We start from the raw sequence: 18,735 nt of genomic DNA on the forward strand, positions 1-18,735 counted from the left end.
GGTTTATTTTTTGATGATTTTGTGAGTAGTGTAGCTCTCTCCTACGGAAATTCTTAAAAAGTAGATTCCATCATTTAGGTGGGAGATGCTGTTTGGTGCATTAGCTCTTATAGTCATCACTTGAGTGCCATTCATGTTTAAAAGCTGTATGGAAACATCCTCTTGCTGAGTTTGAATGGTTAAAACATCAGTGGCAGGATTTGGGTAGATGAGCAAGGCAGAAGCCACATCATCAACTCCTGTTACGGTAATAATATCAAATGACTGCTCCACTGAAGTTGCAGCCAGAAAAGCATCATCACCAGCTTGATTGGCACTTACTACCACCGTTCCTAAATCAGAGAATGAAACCACATTTCCAGATACTGTAGCCGGACCACTTACTACAGCATAACTCACTTCTAAACCTGAAGAAGCTGTAGCTGACAGATTTAAAGAGCCAGCTTCAAAGAACTGATCATCAATGGTATTGAATGTGATGGTCTGCTCGTTTTTGAAAATGGTGAATGACTGTTCTACAGAGGTAGCTGGTGCAAAGGCATCATTTCCTGCTTGAGCGGCAGAAACAACCACTTCACCCAAGCCAGTAAATGTTACCACATTGCCGCTCACGGTAGCCGGGCCGCTGATAATCTCATAAGTTACTTCTAATCCTGAGGAGGCTGTAGCACCAAGCGTTAGTATTCCATTACTGAACAATTGATCTTCAATGGCATCGAAAGTTATAGATTGCGATGTTTGAATTATCTCAAATGACTGCTCTACTGGCGTGGCTGCTGAAAATGCACTGCTTCCTGCTTGACTTGCTTTTACCGTGACTGTTCCTAGTCCGGTAAAGGTTAAAACATTACCACTTACCGTAGCAGGCCCACTTACAATATCGTAAGAAACATCCAAGCCAGACGAAGTGGTAGCACTTAGCTCTAGCGTTCCATTGCTGAACAATTGATCTTCAAGTGCCTCAAATGTAATTGACTGATCTGTAACCAAGACTTCGAAAGATTGTTCGACACTAATAGCAGGGTGGAATGCCCCGTCCCCAGCTTGATTTGCTTTCACTGTTACTGTTCCCAATCCTGTAAATGTGATTTCATTTCCATCCACTGTAGCTGGTCCGCTAACAATTTCATAGCTAACAACTAAATCAGATGAGGCGCTTGCACTTAATGTTAAAGTTTCATCAGCTAAAAACTGATCAGGAATGGCATCAAAAGAAATGGATTGTAATGCGAAAGATGGGTCAAATCGATACAGTTCTTCACCTTTTCCAGAAGTATATCCTGGGAAGTACAATTCATTATTGTAAAAAAATAAGTCCTCTTCAATATCTATTCCATCATTATCGATTTTCCTTGTTGTTTCTACAGTACCACCTGTTTGCCATATAGTATGTTTGCTATCGGCAGTTACGTCTCCTACAAAATAGACTTTATCGCCACCAACCATTGAATAATTTGTCATTAGCATTTCACTATTACTATCATTTTCAATGTAAGTAGTGCCTTCCGGTGTACCATCAGTTATGTGAATACCTCTGCCAATCGAAAAATAGAGCTTGTTATCCAGTACACTACTAACTGGATTTTCATCCGCAAAAATGTCATTTGCTAAAATTCCTGTAGTTTCCGGTGTGCCTTCTGTATAATATAGATGATAAGCGTATATGGTTTCCTCACTAGACCCACTTAAAGGCTCTCGAGTTGTGAAAATTAATTTGCCATTAATCGAACCAACTAGATCTAAAAAGCTAATATCTTCGGTTAATTCAGAACTTAATAATCTTTCTGTACCTATTTCTGTACCATCAGAAGTCCATATTTCACCATTATTTAGTGCAAAAAAGAATCTATCACCAGCTTGACCAAACGAGCGAGACCAAAAGCTTGTGTTACCCCCATCAGTAATGTCTTTTAAGAGCATCGTTCCACCCTCTGTTCCGTCAGACACCCACATTTCGCTTCCAGCTCCAGTATTGTCATCGGCAGAGAAAAACACCTTATCTATAAAAACACCATAAATCGTCTCCAACCCCCATTCCGTTCCAGATTCAATGTCTTTTACTAATTGAGTACCTCCTTCCGTACCATCAGATATCCACATCTCATAACCTTCTCCACTTGTTACAGCAGCGAAAATGAATTTATCATTAAATAATTGAAGTCGTTGTGGGTAAGAATGACCTGTTCCCGGTTCAATGTCTTTGACTAATGTGGTTCCTAATTCAGTACCATCCGATACCCAAAGTTCCGCTCCGGTTGTTGGCGCTCCAGCTGCAAAATATACTTTTCCATTATAGGCAAGAAAATTTTCACTTGAGCGAGATGTATTTATATCCTTAACTAAATATGTTCCTCCAATAGTGCCGTCAGAAACCCAAAGTTCAGAACCTTCTGCGTCAGTAATACCTTGAAAAAAGAGCAGCCCGTTAGTATAGGCCATATCAGTGCTTACATTATTGTTGCTTGTTTTAACTTCAAAACCTGCCTCTTCACTTAGGTTGGTTATTGTACTTCCGTTACTAAAGAAAAGGTTGCCTACGTTGCCATCAACGGTGGTAACACTTCCTGTAAAAAAGAACCCATTTGATGTCTCAATAAAGTTTTGTGGGTGGGTATCTATACCTAAATCGATATTCAAATCAATTTCAGAAGTACCATCCTGTGAGCCATCAGATAGATATAGCCTTGATTTATTTGCAACAGTAAAAAACAATTTATTGTCTGTTAATACCGGATAGTTAAATGGTGCTATATTTAGATAATCAGCACCAATATCATTATAGATTACTTTTTCAGTACCTACTTCAGTTCCATCTGTTTTCCAAATGCCATTGGTAGTTTCATCAAGACCATAGACACCAAAATATAACTCCTCATTAAATACACTAAAATTAGAAGTGTTTTTACCACCTGTGCCAGTATTAATGTCCTTTACAATTACGGTTCCTATTTCCGTACCATCTGTTTTCCAAAGCTCATTTCCCGTACTTTCTTCCGAAGCATTAAAAAACAATTCATTATTAAATACGAATAGGTTATTTGGAAAGCTACTTTGGTTGTCTGTTGTTCTTATGTTTTTAAGCAATGTTGTGCCCGCTTCTGTTCCATCAGAAACCCATAGTTCAGTTCCTTCAACATCGCTGCCCTTAGCTTTAAAAAATAGTTCCCCATTGAACTCAGTGAAGTAATCTGGCTCGCTGCCAGTAGTTCCTGAAAATATATCTTTTATAAGCACTGTTCCTTCAGTAGTTCCATCGGTTTTCCACAATTCACGACCTAGGGCATCTGTGTATGCTCTAAAATAAATTGTTTCATTCACATTTGTAAAGTGGGAAGGACTTGATGAAGAGGAACCCTCATAGATATCTTTCAGTAACTCAGTACCTTCTGGTGTTCCATCACTTATCCAAAGTTCGGTACCAATATCTGATTCGATATCCTCAATTGAGAGTAGAATATTTTGACCAAGAGCAAAAGCTTCATTAAGGCCATAAGTTTGTTTCAGTACTTGTGTTCCTGATTGTGTCCCATCTGTAATCCAGATGTCATATACATCTTCATTCGCGTTATAAACATCGAAAACTAATTTATCTCCAAATAGTGTAAAACCACGACCTGAGTAGTATTCATTAACTTCAGTATACATTGTACCGACTAAAATTGTGCCTTCTTCTGTTCCATCAGTTTCATATAATGAGAAGCCTGATTCTTCATTTAGACCAAAAAAGTACAACTTGTTATTAAAGACAATAAATTCCTCGTTCAATACTCCGTCTCTATTGCCTGGATTAATATCCTTAACTAAAGAAATATTTCCATTCTCATCTGCCTTCCATAATTCAGAACCATAATCAGGATGTACATCATCCAATATGAAGAAAACCTCATTGCCCATGGCAACCATATTATTCCCCACCCCAAGAAATGTAGGGATAGTGCCTGGACTCAAGTCTTCAACTAATTCAATTTGTGCTTTTGCCTGGAAATAAAATAGTCCAAACAAAAGCATGATCAATAATGTGTGTGTAATTTTTTTCATGTCGTTTAGGGTTTGTTAATAATGACATGAACTTCAAAAAAATATGTCTTTTTTTACCTGACCTTATGGGTTAGTTTTTTAAAAATAAATTATAACTCATTGAAAATCAGCTTGTTTTAAGCATAAGCTGGAAAGCTTCTTTTCTGTTGCCAACACCCATTTTTGAATAGGTATTTCGTAGATGAAACTTCACTGTAGACACAGATATGAATAATTGATCTGCTATTTCGGTATTGGTCTTACCTTCAAGGCTAAGTTTAAGAGCTTCAAATTCGCGCTCGGTTAGTTCAGTGTTTAACTTGTTATTAAGCTCTTTAAACTCTAGCGCCACGGCTAGCTCTGCAGGACTGGCATGCAGCTCCATAAAACGTTTTTTCAAAGCATCCATTTGCAACTCCTGTGCTTCTTTTTCAGCCAACTGTTTTTTGTGTCTGAGGGTGAAGAATACAATAAGAAGAATTATCGTAAGTGTGCCGCCCACACCCAAGGCGATAGTTGCATTTCGAGATTTGGCCAGGTTAGCAGTTTTCAGATCGTTCTCAAGCGATAGCCTTGAAATTTCCGCCTCTTTCTTCTCGGTTTCGTATTTTGTTTCAAGCTCAGCAATTCTAGATTTTACATCTGCATTAGAAATAGAATCCTTAATTTCTAAACTTTTATTACGATTTGTAAGTGCCTCTTTCCAGTTATTCCTTTTTACTGAGATATCATATAATAAACTATACGCAGCCTGCTTATGATTGGCCATGCCGTTGGCTTCAGTTTGCTCTATCACAGAATTTGCAATGGATTGTGCAGTTTTTAAATCTCCTAATTTAAAATAGGTTTGTCCAATGGAGAGGGTGGTATGAATTATTTCCTCTTCATTTTTAATTGCCTTGGCCAACTTATTGCCTGCCTGATAGTGTACTAAGGAATTGTTAAAATCTTGTTTTTTATCATATACCATACCCAATGTATTTTCTACATAGAGTAGGGTTGTGGTATCTCCTAAATCTTGTAGTAAACGATTGGCTTGAGTTAAGTGGTTAACACATTTATCCAAACTGTCAATGGCTTGATAACTAATAGCCAGTCTAAGATTATTATAAGCCAAGCCGGAGAAGTCATTTAACTGTCTTGAAATATCTAATGCTCTGGCTGTATTTCTAATTGCCCCTTCAAAATCTCCTAGTTGGTAAAAAATACCGCCTGAATTACCCAAAATCTTTCTAACTGCAACAAGATACTGTTCTTCATCTTTCCCTTCTCCAATGGCCAGCCCTTGCTTAAATATGTCTAAAGCTTCTTCGTATTTGCTCAGACCCATAAGTACCAGACCTTTGGTGTTGAATACTTTTATAAGCTGTAGATCATTCGTGAGTGTTTTTGCCAATTGTTCTGCCTGATCTAAAAAAACAAAGGATGAATCTGCATTTCCCAGCTGTCCGTGAGCAACACCTTTAGCTATAAAATACTCTAGTTTTGTGGAGTCATTTGCACTATTTGCAGCACTGCTTACCTTATTTAAATAGGATAGACCCTCCTCAGGGTTTTGGGCTTCAAAAGCTTTTTTAAGAGACTCATCAATACTGGATTCATTTTCTTGAGAATAACTTAGGGGACCAGTTAGCAATAACAATAGAAGCAGTAATATACTTTTCAAGACCAATAGGTTTAGGTTAGACATGCTAATATAATGGTGAAGAGATAAGTATAGAAATTTATCTAGAATTAATTGATTTGAAATATGAGAAAGTGAGTGCTGCTAATATGTTAATTGGTTTTTGAAAGTGACTTATGTGTTTTGTCACCTTCTCTACTAATGATATCAATAATTTCATGGATATCTTTTTCTGAGGTTCTGAAATTGACGATACAGGCTCTAAGACAGTATTTATCCTGAATGACAGCATTTGAAAGAAATAATTCTCCACCTAGTTGCAGCTTGTTTAAAAGCTCTTCGTTCAATTTGTTTAAATAATCATTAGCATTATCCTGATTTACATCGAAGTCCTTAGGAACATACCTTAAAGTGGTAATACTTAAATTTTGTGTGAGCGCCTCCAGGTCCTCATGTCTATTTGCTAGTTCAAATAATAGTTGTGCTAGTTCAATGTCTTCGCTGATCAATTTTATATAACCGTTTTTACCAATTTGCTGGAGCATTAGCCAAACTTTTAAAGCTTTGAAACCTCGCGAATTTTGTAATCCGAATTCATAAAAATTTTGGGTATACTCACCTTCATGGCTACCAAAATTATAGTAATCAGGATGGGAGCTATAAGTGTCAGTTAAATGCTTAGGATTTTTAACTAAAGTACAACCGGCCTCCAGCGGACTATAAAGCCATTTGTGAGGATCAAGAGCGATGGAGTCGGCCTCTTCAAGTCCCTCAAACAAAGTTTTGCATGAAGGCAAAACAGCAGCGGGAATTCCATAGGCGCCATCAATATGAAACCAAAGTTTCAATTTTTTACTTATGGCAGCCAGGTTTTTGAGATCATCTACAGTTCCTGTACTTACATCACCCGCAGTGCCTATGATCATTATAGGTTTAAAACCCTTGCTGAGGTCAGCCTTAATGGTTTCTTCAAGAGCTGCGGTATCCATTTGGTTAGCTGTATTCGTTTTTATCCAACGAATGGACGATAAGCCAGATCCAAATAAAATGGCTGCCTTTTCAATCCAGGTGTGTGTGGTTTTAGAGCAGTATATGGTGAGCTTTTCGGTAGCATTGAGCCCATCTGTTTTCAATTTTTCCGAGGCCATGGCAGTTCTGCCTGCCAAAAATCCAGTGAAATTGGCCATATTTCCACCACTGACTAAAATACCTCCATAATTTGGCGATACACCAATAAATTCAGCTAGCCATGCCATGGTTTGTTTCTCAATCTCTGTCGCTATAGGGCTCAGGATATGTGCACCAACATTTGGATTTACTGAGGCTGCCAATAGATCAGCCAATGCGCCTATTGGTGCTGCAGATGAAGTAATGTAGCCGAAGAATTTAGGGTGCCCGTTAAGCAATGAGTGATTTAAGAGCAACTCGGTTGCTTTAGACAATAATAGCTCCGCAGAGGTGCCATTTTCTGGCAACGTACGATTTTCTAAAAGCTTTTGAAGCTGACTGGGCTTTTCTCCTGGTGTAACTGGTTTTTGATCAATAGTGGAAATGAAATCAGATATATCGTCAATCAGTTTATATCCTACTTTTCGAAACTCATCTTTCTCCATTTCTAATGGAGACTTTCTAACCTTTGTCATAGTAATAGGATTTAAACCCGTTTATAAAATTTAAATAAAGAAAGTTACACTACATATAAGGCTACCAGATAGATTACAGTAATAATTGTGAAAGTCTTAAAATGCCTTTTTAATATACTTTTATACTCATCAGTTTCTGCAGAAGTGTTTTTTATTAGGACTAGTACAAAAGCTATAATAAATGCGGGCACTCCAATAGTGAACATCTCTTTGCCACCTGGAAGGTTTAGTATTAAGAATAAGGTGCCAATGATCAGTACGGCTGAAGATATGCCTCCAAATTTAATGATGAATTTATTGAAGGCGCTTTGCAGATCAGAGGGCTTAAACGCACTCAAATAACATACCCCTGCATATGCAGACATAGAAATCATGAAAAGCTCACTCGTGCCTTGTAGTTTGAATATCTTAAACATCAAAGACACTGCAATAAGCAAGATGCTGATCATATCAACTTTTGGAAGTATTACTTCGAATAGTAAGTCCTTGAAATTTCTTGATTCTTTGTTTTCTTCCTTCGCCATAGGCTTATTGCTCAGCAATCTCCTTTAATTTTTCAAATGCTTTTGGCCAGGTATTATCAAAGTATTCGGCAAAGTCACTATCAGCATCTACTTCTACAGTGATGGTGGTTGTTCCATCGTTCTCTTCAAAGGTGTATTCCTCTAAACTACCAGCCCATTTTTCAACTTCAGGGCCTGAGGTTATTTCTTTATCGCCCTGAAGCATACCATAGTGCCTGATAGAAACAAATTTATTGGCGATATTTTCAGCAATCTCGGAAACCATTCCGCCTTTATTTCCTTCAGGATCAGTGCCTACAAAAAGTATTTTAGAGCCTTTGTCCCAGCTGCCTTCATAACTAGAAGTAGGATTAAATGCTGCCGTCCAGTATTCATAAGTCTTAATGTCATCAAGACCCAGCATTGCTCTGTAAGCCTTTTTGGCAGGTGCATTTACCACAGTTTGATATTTTAGCTTTTTCATAAGATTTGTTGAGAATGGAATTTAGTGATTTCTTTTGACAAGACAGCACTTTAGATAAATGTCGTTCACACCTAGTCTGCGGACAGGCACATCTTAAACAGGAAAAACATTGCGGATCAAATCCGCAACGTTAAGGTAGAGTAAATAGCTTTGATTTTAGATATAAAATCAATGTCCTTCCGAATACTTTTTGAAGTTATTCAAAATGGCCTGCCAACCATCGCGCTGCATATCAACTGGATTCTGGTCTTCAGAGTCGAACGTTACACTTATGTGAGTGCCAGTGCCTTGATCTTTTAGCAGTACATCGACCACCCGGCCGTCTTCCATTACATAGGTGTAAGATTTGTCAGGTGTTATTTCCGAATAAGTGGCAACAAAGTCGAAACCCCAGCTTCCATCTTTGGCTTCCATTCTTGCATTGAATTTTCCACCAACCTTCAAATCGTTCTTTGCTGATGGGCAATGCCAATCGTCTGATGCGAAATTCCATTTGGTAATGTGTTCGGGTGAAGTATAGTATTCCCAAACTTTATTTCTTGGTGCTGCAACCTGCGCTTGAATGGTTATTTTTTCTGACATCTTATTAATTATTTATTAGTGGTAGAAATTTTTCTCTGTGATTATAAATTACCCAAAGGTTAATAGCAAAAATTATTGTGGCTAACGCTAAACCTGCAGGTGCTATGGTTAAATGCACAATCATGATACCCACCAAAATAGGGAAGAGCATAATTGCACCCAACGGTCTTGTTTTAGGAATTATAAAAAGAATTCCTCCCAGTACCTCAATAATTCCAACAAGGGGCATAAGCCAGAATATTTCATTAAAAGCAGCATTCATTCTTTGCAAATCTTTGGGCAGGTCTTCCGGTACAGGTATGTAGTTAAATAGTTTATTAAGTCCGGCATTGATAAACATTAGACCGAGTAATAGGTAGACAATAAAGATGATTTTCCTTTTCATCATTTTGGGTTTTGATGGTTAATCATCCAATTGATGCCGTACTTATCGGAAAACTCGCCAAAGTAGGCACCAAAAAACATATCTGCCATTGGCATGGTAACATTCCCTCCTTTAGAGAGCTCATTAAAAAGTCTGTCTGCTTCTTCTCTTGTTTCTGGTTCAAGGCAGATATGCATATTGTTCCCTTGCTTTAATGCAAATCCCATTTCCTTGGGTGCGTCTGTTCCCATTAAAATGTGTCCCCCAAGAATGGGAAGTTCTACGTGCAATACCATCTTCTTAATCACATCTGCGATGGGCGGATGTCCAGCCTCTGCAGGGATGTCACTAAAGCGTTCAATGCCTTTGCCTAAAAACTCAGTTTTGAATACTTTTTTGTAAAACAAAAAGGCCTCTTCAGTTTTCCCATCAAAATTCAAATAGCTTGAAACACGCGCTTTGTTGCTTGTCTTATTTTGTTTGCGAAGTTTAAATTGTGCAGCAATATATTGGTCAAGATTTTCAAGCGCCATGGTAAAGCCTTCTTTAAAGCCCATAGCAATAACCTTTTCTAAGTCAGCAAGGCTCTCATATTTAGCAGTAATATTAACAATGGTTGTTTTACCATTTTCTGAGAACTTATTTTGCCAATGTGTGCGAGGCATCTCTTTATTGATGTTTCCATTTTCGTCACAAAAAGCGTCTAGACCAGAAAACATAGTTTGTGGTACAATTTTGAGATAGTCATTTTTACACCAATGCTTTACATTTTCAGGACTGATCATGGCATATAACCACATGCCCCCCTCTCTAAAATCCATTGATTTGGTTTCTGTGCGGTAAGGTTTTGGTGCCCACCATTGGTCGAGTATTTCAGGTTTTGTCCAGGCATCCCATACTAATTCTTTGGGAGCTGCAAATTCTCTTTTAACAAGTACAGTGGCATTTTCCTTGTCAACTGTAAAGTCGAATAGAAGTGATGATTTCATATTAATGGGGTTATTTTTTCTTGTTCTGAATTTGTGATAAATAGTTATCAAGATTCTCAAAACGATCTTCCCAAATCTTGCGAAACTGCTCCAGCCACTGATCTATCTTTTTCATGTTGTCTACTTTTAGTTCGTAGAAAATCTCTCGGCCCTGTTGGTTAGAGTCAATCAAATCACACTCACTGAGCACGGTCAGGTGTTTGGATATAGTGGGGCGAGCTGCGTCAAAGTTATTGGCTATGGCACCAGCTGACATTGTCTGCGCTGCCAGTAATACCAGTATAGCCCTGCGTGTTGGGTCTGCTATTGCCTGAAAGGGATCTCTTCTTAGTTTCATCTTGCTAATGGTTTATATTATGTAGCCATTTGACTACAAATATATATGTAGCTATTTAGCTACGCAAATGAAATGAAGAATATTTTATGATTAGTATTTACTAAAGTATTATGATAAGCTTGATTGTGTTGGATTCCGGCTCAAGGCCGGAATGACAAATGGGAATAGCATGTCATGCTGAACTTGCTTCAGCATCTTAAGGTTTTAGGATCAAGTCCGCCTGTCAGAAAAAGTTGTCATTGACACGAAACACAAGTCATTTCGTAGCACAGCGAAGAAACCTTATTCAATCAGAACTGATCATCTACTAAATCTTTATTCACGACAGCACCAGCAACATTGCCCGTGGCTACAGCGTTGGCTACAGAGCGCATTCCTGAACTGTTGTCACCACAGGCATAAACACCCTCTACAGTTGTCTTTTGCATGATATCCACTTTGATAAAGCCCGCTTCAGTGATCTCGCAACCTAAATCAGATGGAATTTGAGAGTGCTGCTCAAAAGGCAGACCTGCATAAATGGCTTCAAGTGCTAATATACTGCCGTCTTTGAAGATGAGATTTCCTATGAAGCCATTTTCATGTTCTACCTCAACAATCTCTTTTTCGACAACACTATTGCTATGCTTATTTAGTTTGGCAAGCTGTTCTTCATCAAATTCAGCTTTTCCTGAAGTTAGAATGGTCAGGTCATCGGTTAGGTTGTTAACCAATCCTGCATAATGCAAGGCCTTTTCTCCATTTGCCAGGATTCCTGTCTTTTTATGTCGTATTTCATAGCCGTGGCAGTAGGGGCAATGTACTACAGAAATACCCCAACAGTCAGCAAAACCTTTTATGTTCGGCATTAGATCGTGAATACCAGTGGCAAATATGAGTTTATTCGCTTTGAGATCTTTACCAGATTCCGTTTTAATAAAAAAGCCATTATCTGTCTTTTGTCCACTAATAGCCAGATCATTGAGAAATTGAACGGTGTTATATTTCATCACTTGCGCAAGGGCTTTTGCTGCAATTTCTGTCGGTTTTGCCCCATCCTGGGTGATGAAATTGTGAGAACGTGGCGTTTGTCTATTACAAGGCATGCCGCTATCTATGATCAGTACTTTACGCAAAGATCTTCCAAGTGCCATGGCTGCGGATAGCCCAGCATAACTTCCACCTATTATTATTACATCGAAATTTGCATCACTCATTGTGTATATGTGTTAATATGAATCGGATTCTTTATTGCAACAATGTTGCATTTGAAATGCAAATATATAGGATCAATCAAATGTTGCAACAAATAACTAGTTTAAGATTTTAGCATATCCATGACAAGTTGATGGAGAAACACATTTTATAATGTCACACAATCCCTATTAAATTGTATGATTTGAAATAAAATTTCCCCCATTCGTGTAAATCTCCATTGTTAACATTCTTTAACATCTTAAATTCATAAGTACGAATCATTTCGGATAGATTTGGCTCGTTATTGGTCAACACTCTCAAACAAACAACAACATGCTAAAGAATTACATCAAAATCGCCTTTCGCGGATTTACCAAGAATTTAACCGCTACTTCAATTAATGTCATTGGCCTTTCCATAGGACTGGCTTGTTTTGCGCTCATCTTCGTTTATGTACAAAATGAACTGAGTTACGATACTTTTCATAATGACTATGAGAAGATTTACAGGGTTACTACCATCGATCAGGCTTTAGGAGTATCCAGTAATAATGTAGGAATTACCAACCCTATAATGCCTAAAGCTGCCGAGCGTGAATTAGCCGATGTGGTACTTTCAACTCGTATTTCCGGCCAGGGTAGACAAAGGGTAGAAAATGGTGATGATGTGCTATTTGCCGAAAATGCCAAGTATGTAGAGCCTTCTTTCTTCCATATGTTCAATTTTCCTATGGTTGAAGGCAGTGATACTGCCAAATTCAATGCCCCAAGGAAACTGTTTTTAACAGAGGAATTTGCTCAGCGAACTTTTAAGACGGAAAAACCTTTTGGCAAGCTGCTCAATATCGATGATGAGGACTGGGAAGTAGTTGGTGTTTTAAAGGATACCGATCTCAATACGCATTTAGAGATGGATTTGATTTTGTCTATGTATCTAACCCAGGCAGATTCCAATTTTGCTCAATATTTAGATTCATGGCAAGGACTTGGAATGGTTGGTTATGTGAAACTGAATAGCACCGACAATGCGAATTCAGTAGAAGCACAAATGAATGATCTGGCACATAATAATGAAGTTCCTGAATTCTGGATTACAAAACTCCAACCTCTCAAGGATACCCACTTGATGTCGGCTAATATTTTATTTGACGGTAATAATGCGAACAAGGGGGATGTTATTTATGTCTATTCATTGTCGGCTATCGCATTGTTTGTAATCCTTATTGCGGCCTTCAATTTCATGAACTTGTCAACAGCCAAGTCATCCTCCAGAGCCAAGGAAGTGGGTGTCAGAAAGGCGATGGGTGCGCTTAAAGGATCTCTGGTTACACAGCATTTGAGTGAATCGGTGCTCATTTGTATTTTGTCCTTTATCATATCGCTGGCCCTTATAGGAATTATCTCCATTTACGTGCCGCTGGGTGTGGCTGGCAATGTATTTACATATTTGGTTAATCATCCGATTATTTTGGCAGAGCTTTTTGGCATTACTATCATCATTGGTTTACTAGCAGGTTTATATCCCGCATTTGTACTTTCAAAATTCAATTCAACAACCATCCTTAGGGGGCAATTCCAAACCAGTAAAAGTGGAGTTTGGTTGAGAAAGATTTTGGTGGTTAGTCAGTTTGTAGCTTCTATAACCTTAATTATTGCAACACTATTAGTCAATAGGCAGCTCGATTTTCTTAAGAATAAGAATCTGGGCTTTTCGCAAGAACAGGTGTTGACCATGAGCATGAATGATCAGACTTTAAGAGAAAAAATGGTCACGCTACGGGACAGACTGTTACAGTATGATGATATCTCCAATGCCGCTATGACCTCTAACATGCCGGGTAGAACTTTCGGAAGGACAGGAGTAACACCTGAAGGCCGCCCCGAGGATGAGGAGAACTGGATCGTGAGTGCACTATCGTTTGACGAGCATTTTCTTGATGCTATGGGAATTGAAGTGGCTGAAGGTAGAAATTATTCACCTGAGTATGGTACTGATCAGCAAGAAGGGATTATAGTCAACGAAGCATTCATTAAGCAGGTAGGCTGGGAAAGTGGAATTGGAAGAAAATTAACTATGGGTAATGATCAGGAAAGAACGATTATTGGAGTGGTTAAAGATTTTCATTTTGCTTCTATGCGCCATGCTATTGAGCCTTTGGTAATGTTTTATAATCCAAATGCCAATGGAAACCTTTCTGTGAAGATTAAAGGCAATGTCAATGAAACCGTGAGTTATATTGAAACTGTTTGGGCGGAAATGTATCCTGACTATCCATTTGAATATGAATTTTTCGATCAGGAATTTGCACAAATGTTTGAAGCCGATGATCGTTTTTCAGGCCTTGTTATGGGCTTTACCTGGCTGGCTATATTAATTGCCTGTCTTGGCTTATTTGGTCTTTCGGCCTATGTAGCCGAACAACGTAAGAAGGAAATTGGTATAAGAAAAGTATTGGGTTCAAGTGTGCAACAAGCTGTAATGTTGCTGTCTAAGGAGTTTGTTGTACTTATCGTGATAGCGACAGTTTTGGCCTTTCCAATTTCTTATCTGGCAGTTACAGAATGGATGAGCGATTTTCAATATAGAATTGACTTGTTGTCCGTTTCTTCAATTGTGGTGTTCTTCCTGGCAGGAGCACTGGCTATTGGTATAGGTTTGGTAACTGTAAGTTATCAATCGATTAGTGCTTCAGTAGCCAATCCAGTTGATTCGTTGAGATCGGAGTGATTAAAATAAAGGAGCGCCAACTGGCGCTCCTTTATTTTAACGTTGAACATTTTGCATTTTTTTGATTTCTCTTTTGTGGCTTTTGTAACCTACACTGCTCGACACCCCGCTGATAAATAGTTTTGAGAAGTAATTGAAAATCGATTTTTCCTTATTGCGTTCGAAGAAAATATCGCCTTTTCTTAGGCGAAATAAAGCGAGGTTTCTTTTTCTGACAATAAATGAATTAGCCATAAACGAGGCAATAGACTCTTCAAACTTTTTAGTGCCTGTTGTCTTTTTGTCAACCAGGGCTATTTTAAAATCGCTATACTCAAAATACATGGTGCCTATTGCCAAATTATCATCAGCCGTAGCCGCAAACCTGAGGTCTTTACATTCACCACTCTTAATCTTTAGAAAGGCTCCATTTTCAGTAAAATCATTAAACTGATTTAGATTATGAGGAGCTACTTTGCCAGAAATATTGAATTTATCTTCAGTACTATTGAGGTTAAATCTTATTTGAACCGCTACGGGGATCTCATCCATTACTTGAGATTCAACCATCACGTTCATGGTAGAATCAATATTTAAGCTTGAAGGAATATTGGTAATGTTTTGAATAGAGCCTTCCAATTTGCTAAAAACTATTGTCCCAGGTTTTTGACCTTTTACCGGAACTTCTGAGTAAGCTATTTCCGCACTTGTGATATGTAGAGAATCTATGTCAACGGAATTTTTGAGGTCTTTTAACATGCTTGTGGGGAGTGGCTTTTTATCTGAAATGGAATCTGGATAATTCTTATCTCGGTACACATTTACTTCCGGATCGCTAATCTCAACATAATTGGCAATAAATGCCTTTTCCTTTAAAAATCTCCTGTAATTCAGGCCCTGAACCGTAATAATCGGGATGTGTGATTTAATCCAATCTGTTTGATGACCAACTCTTTCCACATATTCTTCTTTCTGAAAAAGTGGCAATAGATTGATATTGGTTATGGTTAGCTTATTCTCATTATTACTCAGCCTGAGTTTTCCTACTTGTATTTCATTAAGACCGTCAGAAGTTTTAAAAATTAGTTTACCGGTATTGAGTTCAATAGATTCAGCAGGAATAAATGTGTTTGAAAAATCAGTGAGTGAGTCATAAAATAAGCCGCTTAATTTTAAATCGATAGGGCGCAGACTCAAGTTCTCATTTTCACTTGTAGTAATGTCAATAGATGCGCTGTTTACTGAAATGTTTTGAATATCAAATGAAATGGGAATACGCGTTTTAGTATCACTTTGTAGAGAATTGAAATTTGCACTTATCTCTGGAGCGTCAATGATCAGGTCATTGGCTTTAAATGAACTATTGGTAAATAGCCTGTTATAAGCCACTTTTTTGAATGCGACTTTCGGAGTTTTAATATTCAGCGCATCTTTTTTAATGTTTCTAATAACAAGGTTTTCCATCTCCACATCTTGGCCTATTTTGAGGTTAGCAGATTGGATAGTACTGGTTGAACTTTTATGAAGTAGAGAATCAATGGTGGCAGATACACTCTTGGCATACAACAGACCATCAGTATTTTTTTTAAAATCTGAAGCCTTTTTTGATAAGTTAATATCAAGTAATTGTGCGTTGATGTTCTTAAGTGTCTGCTCTGTATTATTGGCAGTACTCATGTATAAACCATTGATGATTTTGATTTCTTTCAACTTAATGTTTCGTAAGCTATCAATTAGGATGGCCTTATTAGAGTTTTGAAACTTGCTAAACCGATGCCAATGCGGCTTTTTTATTAACAATGTGCCTAGTTCCATTTGATCTAAATCTTCAGGGAAATTGCTAATATAAATATCAGATAATGATGCAGAAGTGATATTTATACTGTCAGTAATATGATGATCCTTCTTGATCAGTTCGATTTCATTAAGGTTCACAGTTCTTTCCTGTGAAGAGGTGTTTATCGTTTTGATAAACACTTTATTTGATGCATTCTTTAAATGCATATCGCTAAGTGAAAGGGTGTACTTTTCCATATTGAAAGTTTGATTAACACCAATAAACTCACCCATATAAAGCTGGTCAATATTGGTTATAATGGATTCATCATTTTTAAGGGCAACATTCAATACACCATTTGGGGCATATACAGAATCAATCTTTATTGACACTTTAGAAGTCTTGTTTTTCTGGTTTTTATCTGGGGTTTTAATATCAATCTCGTAATCGGTGAAACTGATAAAATTGAAATGCATACTATCAGGGTCTAATCTTAACCAATTGCCTTTATTGCTAATCAGCACCTGACTAGCATCTACATCTAGTTGGTTAGTTCTAATTAATACATTGGATGATTTTAGCAACTCTGCACTTGAAGAGCCCATTACATCGGATGCCTGAATATTTGTTTCTTTATTAGCATACTCTAGCAAATCCAGCCTGGCGTCAAAACTTGTCTTTTCGGTTAGGCTCAAGTCATTGTTCGAGAAATCCAGGTTTAGAAAATTAATATCGCTGTCAGTGACTTTCCAGAAATCAGTTTGAGTTTTTAAACTGATAGTTGATTGTTTTAATAAAAGGCTATGTACCATGATCTCTGGTATATTCGATGTTTTCTCATTGTCACCCTTCACATTTTTTGGTGTTTCTATTTCAATAGTGGTGTGATTGAAAGTAATGCTATCAATAGCCATCTCACCATCAATTATTTCCTGTTCGTCAAGACCAGTAACGCGTAATGATGGAATATCAGCAAAGAGCTTGGGCGAATTTTGAGTTTCTTGCTGGCCGTATTTCCAAATTTTCAGAGCATTAAAATCTAATATTTCATCTAAAGAGGAGTAGAAGAGGGTGTCAAAACTAAAGGCATGCTGCAGGTCTAAAATTTTTCCAGAACCATTAAGGAGACTTATTTTACCATGTTTATAGCCATACGCCCCTGACTCTTGACCTCCAAAAGAAGCGTTCAGGACCTCTCCATTAAATTCTTCGACCTTAATAGGAATATTAGACATTGACAGGTTAAAGTGACCTTTATCGAGTTTTATATTTCTTACAAATAAGCTGTCGATGATTGAGGTATTGCTGTCCTTGCGCTGAACAAATTTGCTCAAATAATTAAGGCCTGATTCAATTTTTAATTTTGGTTTTTCCAGCTTTATTGAGTCAACAATCAATACATTGTTTTGATATACTTCATTGAGGTCAATTCCAGCAAAATACATGGTGTCAAAATGAAAGGATGCTGTATCTGCAAAAGCACCTTCTTCATTTCGAGGATTGAGTGACAGGTTAACTAGGGTCAGCCTGTTGCTTTTTAGAGAATAAGTAATCTCAGCTGCTGTTACTTTCGCGCTTGAGTCGGGCAAGACAATATTTTGTTTACTAATTCTTAAAAAGAACTTCTCACTTTTTATCCCTTCTATTTTTTTACCAATTTCCCAATCAAGCCCCAGCAGGTCTAATGAAAGGTCTGAGATTTCTAAAATCAGGTTGGCTTGATTGATCTCTTCCTTGAAGAAACTAATGGAGGCATTTTTAACTTCTAAAAAACCAATGTTTAAATGATTTAAATTTTCTTTCAGTTGTTTGATTAACAAACCTGTCTCTTCGGCTACTTTGGTGTTTGACTCTGTATTTTTATTTCTATAGATGAGGTTGACTTTAGGGCTATTTAATGAGACATTTTTAATGGTTAGCTGATCTGTCAACCAGAGTGTCCATAAGCCTCCAACATCTAGCCGAAGTTCTTTCGTAGAGATGTCAAAAACCTTGTGTTGTTTGACATAGGTAGTGCTATCTGAATCAACAGCGATTTTAAAATTTTTCAGGTAAATGGAGCTCTTCCAGGCATCAATGGCGATACTGTCATAGCTCAAAACATAAAGGCCTCCTGAACGTTCTTTAATTAGATTCTGAATAGTAGAGGCTACTACATTGCTGGCGTACTTGGAGATCACGGAGCGGTAAGACAACAATATGGCTAAAAGTAAAATTGCAGTAAATAAGACTGCAGTTATAATGCGTCCTAATGTTGTTCTTCTCTTTTGTCTAAGTTTATTATAAAGTCTCCAACTCATTATTTGCTCTTAAAAGGACAGAATCATGCCATAAAAGGTTAGCTTGAACAACTGATTCTATACCTTGGTTGTGCTTAAGACATTTGTTAGATGAAAATGCACTCAGGAAAATTAAGGTTAATTTTTTTTATCGTAGAATAAAAAATCAGATTGTACAATTTTCATCGTTTCATTCCATAGTATGTGTATTTATTTACTCATGCATCATGTTACAGAAACTTTTTTGCGATCTT

The 18,735-nt window shown here is 37.6% G+C and carries 12 protein-coding genes; 1 reads left to right on the forward strand and 11 read right to left on the reverse strand.

Annotation, left to right across the window (positions count from 1 at the left end; all coding sequences use genetic code 11):
- Nucleotides 1–3: 3 nt before the first annotated feature.
- The 10 genes from E1140_RS08955 to E1140_RS09000 all read right to left on the reverse strand — a co-directional run bounded on the left by E1140_RS08955 (nt 4) and on the right by E1140_RS09000 (nt 11,739).
- On the reverse strand, nt 4–4,038 hold the full coding sequence (locus E1140_RS08955) for an ELWxxDGT repeat protein (RefSeq protein WP_155182010.1): 4,035 nt from the start codon (nt 4,036–4,038) through the stop codon (nt 4–6).
- A gap of 106 nt (nt 4,039–4,144) precedes the next feature.
- A complete protein-coding gene (locus tag E1140_RS08960) occupies nt 4,145–5,683 on the reverse strand; it encodes a LuxR C-terminal-related transcriptional regulator (protein ID WP_221412666.1) in 1,539 nt (512 codons plus the stop codon).
- A gap of 110 nt (nt 5,684–5,793) precedes the next feature.
- Nucleotides 5,794–7,284, reverse strand: a complete 1,491-nt coding sequence (locus E1140_RS08965) for a pyridoxal phosphate-dependent decarboxylase family protein (RefSeq protein ID WP_155182016.1) — start codon at nt 7,282–7,284, stop codon at nt 5,794–5,796.
- A 44-nt stretch (nt 7,285–7,328) separates the two neighbouring features.
- Entirely contained in the window at nt 7,329–7,808 is a 480-nt protein-coding gene (locus tag E1140_RS08970; RefSeq protein ID WP_155182019.1) for a hypothetical protein, read from the reverse strand.
- A gap of 4 nt (nt 7,809–7,812) precedes the next feature.
- Nucleotides 7,813–8,271, reverse strand: coding sequence for an SRPBCC family protein (locus E1140_RS08975; protein ID WP_155182022.1), 459 nt, complete (start codon nt 8,269–8,271; stop codon nt 7,813–7,815).
- A gap of 168 nt (nt 8,272–8,439) precedes the next feature.
- On the reverse strand, nt 8,440–8,853 hold the full coding sequence (locus E1140_RS08980) for an SRPBCC family protein (RefSeq protein ID WP_155182027.1): 414 nt from the start codon (nt 8,851–8,853) through the stop codon (nt 8,440–8,442).
- 4 nt (nt 8,854–8,857) lie between these two features.
- A complete protein-coding gene (locus tag E1140_RS08985; RefSeq protein WP_155182031.1) occupies nt 8,858–9,238 on the reverse strand; it encodes a DoxX family protein in 381 nt (126 codons plus the stop codon).
- The gene (locus E1140_RS08990; protein ID WP_155182035.1) at nt 9,238–10,206 is read right to left on the reverse strand and encodes an SRPBCC domain-containing protein; all 969 of its coding nucleotides are present in this window, start codon (nt 10,204–10,206) and stop codon (nt 9,238–9,240) included. Before E1140_RS08990 ends, E1140_RS08985 begins: the two co-directional genes overlap by 1 nt.
- 10 nt (nt 10,207–10,216) lie before the next feature.
- Nucleotides 10,217–10,543 carry an ArsR/SmtB family transcription factor gene (locus E1140_RS08995; RefSeq protein ID WP_155182038.1) on the reverse strand — a complete coding sequence of 109 codons (327 nt, stop codon included), beginning with the start codon at nt 10,541–10,543 and terminating at the stop codon, nt 10,217–10,219.
- Nucleotides 10,544–10,833: 290 nt separating this feature from the next.
- Nucleotides 10,834–11,739 carry an NAD(P)/FAD-dependent oxidoreductase gene (locus tag E1140_RS09000; protein ID WP_155182041.1) on the reverse strand — a complete coding sequence of 302 codons (906 nt, stop codon included), beginning with the start codon at nt 11,737–11,739 and terminating at the stop codon, nt 10,834–10,836.
- Between the two features lie 313 nt (nt 11,740–12,052).
- Between E1140_RS09000 and E1140_RS09005 the strand changes: the two genes are divergently transcribed.
- The gene (locus E1140_RS09005) at nt 12,053–14,446 is read left to right on the forward strand and encodes an ABC transporter permease (protein WP_155182044.1); all 2,394 of its coding nucleotides are present in this window, start codon (nt 12,053–12,055) and stop codon (nt 14,444–14,446) included.
- A gap of 36 nt (nt 14,447–14,482) precedes the next feature.
- On the opposite strand, the gene E1140_RS09010 is transcribed toward E1140_RS09005, so the two are convergent.
- Nucleotides 14,483–18,502 (reverse strand): hypothetical protein, encoded by a 4,020-nt coding sequence (locus tag E1140_RS09010; protein ID WP_155182047.1) that lies wholly within the window; start codon nt 18,500–18,502, stop codon nt 14,483–14,485.
- Nucleotides 18,503–18,735 lie beyond the last annotated feature (233 nt).

The sequence above is a fragment of the Fulvivirga lutimaris genome (genome assembly GCF_009711525.1).
GTDB lineage: Bacteria > Bacteroidota > Bacteroidia > Cytophagales > Cyclobacteriaceae > Fulvivirga > Fulvivirga lutimaris.

Excerpts from the sequence above, each read along its gene's own strand:
- E1140_RS08955 (WP_155182010.1), bottom strand. The coding sequence starts at position 4,038 with ATGAAAAAAATTACACACACATTATTGATCATGCTTTTGTTTGGACTA.
- E1140_RS08965 (WP_155182016.1), bottom strand. The coding sequence starts at position 7,284 with ATGACAAAGGTTAGAAAGTCTCCATTAGAAATGGAGAAAGATGAGTTT.
- E1140_RS08970 (WP_155182019.1), bottom strand. The coding sequence starts at position 7,808 with ATGGCGAAGGAAGAAAACAAAGAATCAAGAAATTTCAAGGACTTACTA.
- E1140_RS08975 (WP_155182022.1), bottom strand. The coding sequence starts at position 8,271 with ATGAAAAAGCTAAAATATCAAACTGTGGTAAATGCACCTGCCAAAAAG.
- E1140_RS08980 (WP_155182027.1), bottom strand. The coding sequence starts at position 8,853 with ATGTCAGAAAAAATAACCATTCAAGCGCAGGTTGCAGCACCAAGAAAT.
- E1140_RS08985 (WP_155182031.1), bottom strand. The coding sequence starts at position 9,238 with ATGAAAAGGAAAATCATCTTTATTGTCTACCTATTACTCGGTCTAATG.
- E1140_RS08990 (WP_155182035.1), bottom strand. The coding sequence starts at position 10,206 with ATGAAATCATCACTTCTATTCGACTTTACAGTTGACAAGGAAAATGCC.
- E1140_RS08995 (WP_155182038.1), bottom strand. The coding sequence starts at position 10,543 with ATGAAACTAAGAAGAGATCCCTTTCAGGCAATAGCAGACCCAACACGC.
- E1140_RS09000 (WP_155182041.1), bottom strand. The coding sequence starts at position 11,739 with ATGAGTGATGCAAATTTCGATGTAATAATAATAGGTGGAAGTTATGCT.
- E1140_RS09005 (WP_155182044.1), top strand. The coding sequence starts at position 12,053 with ATGCTAAAGAATTACATCAAAATCGCCTTTCGCGGATTTACCAAGAAT.
- E1140_RS09010 (WP_155182047.1), bottom strand. The coding sequence starts at position 18,502 with ATGAGTTGGAGACTTTATAATAAACTTAGACAAAAGAGAAGAACAACA.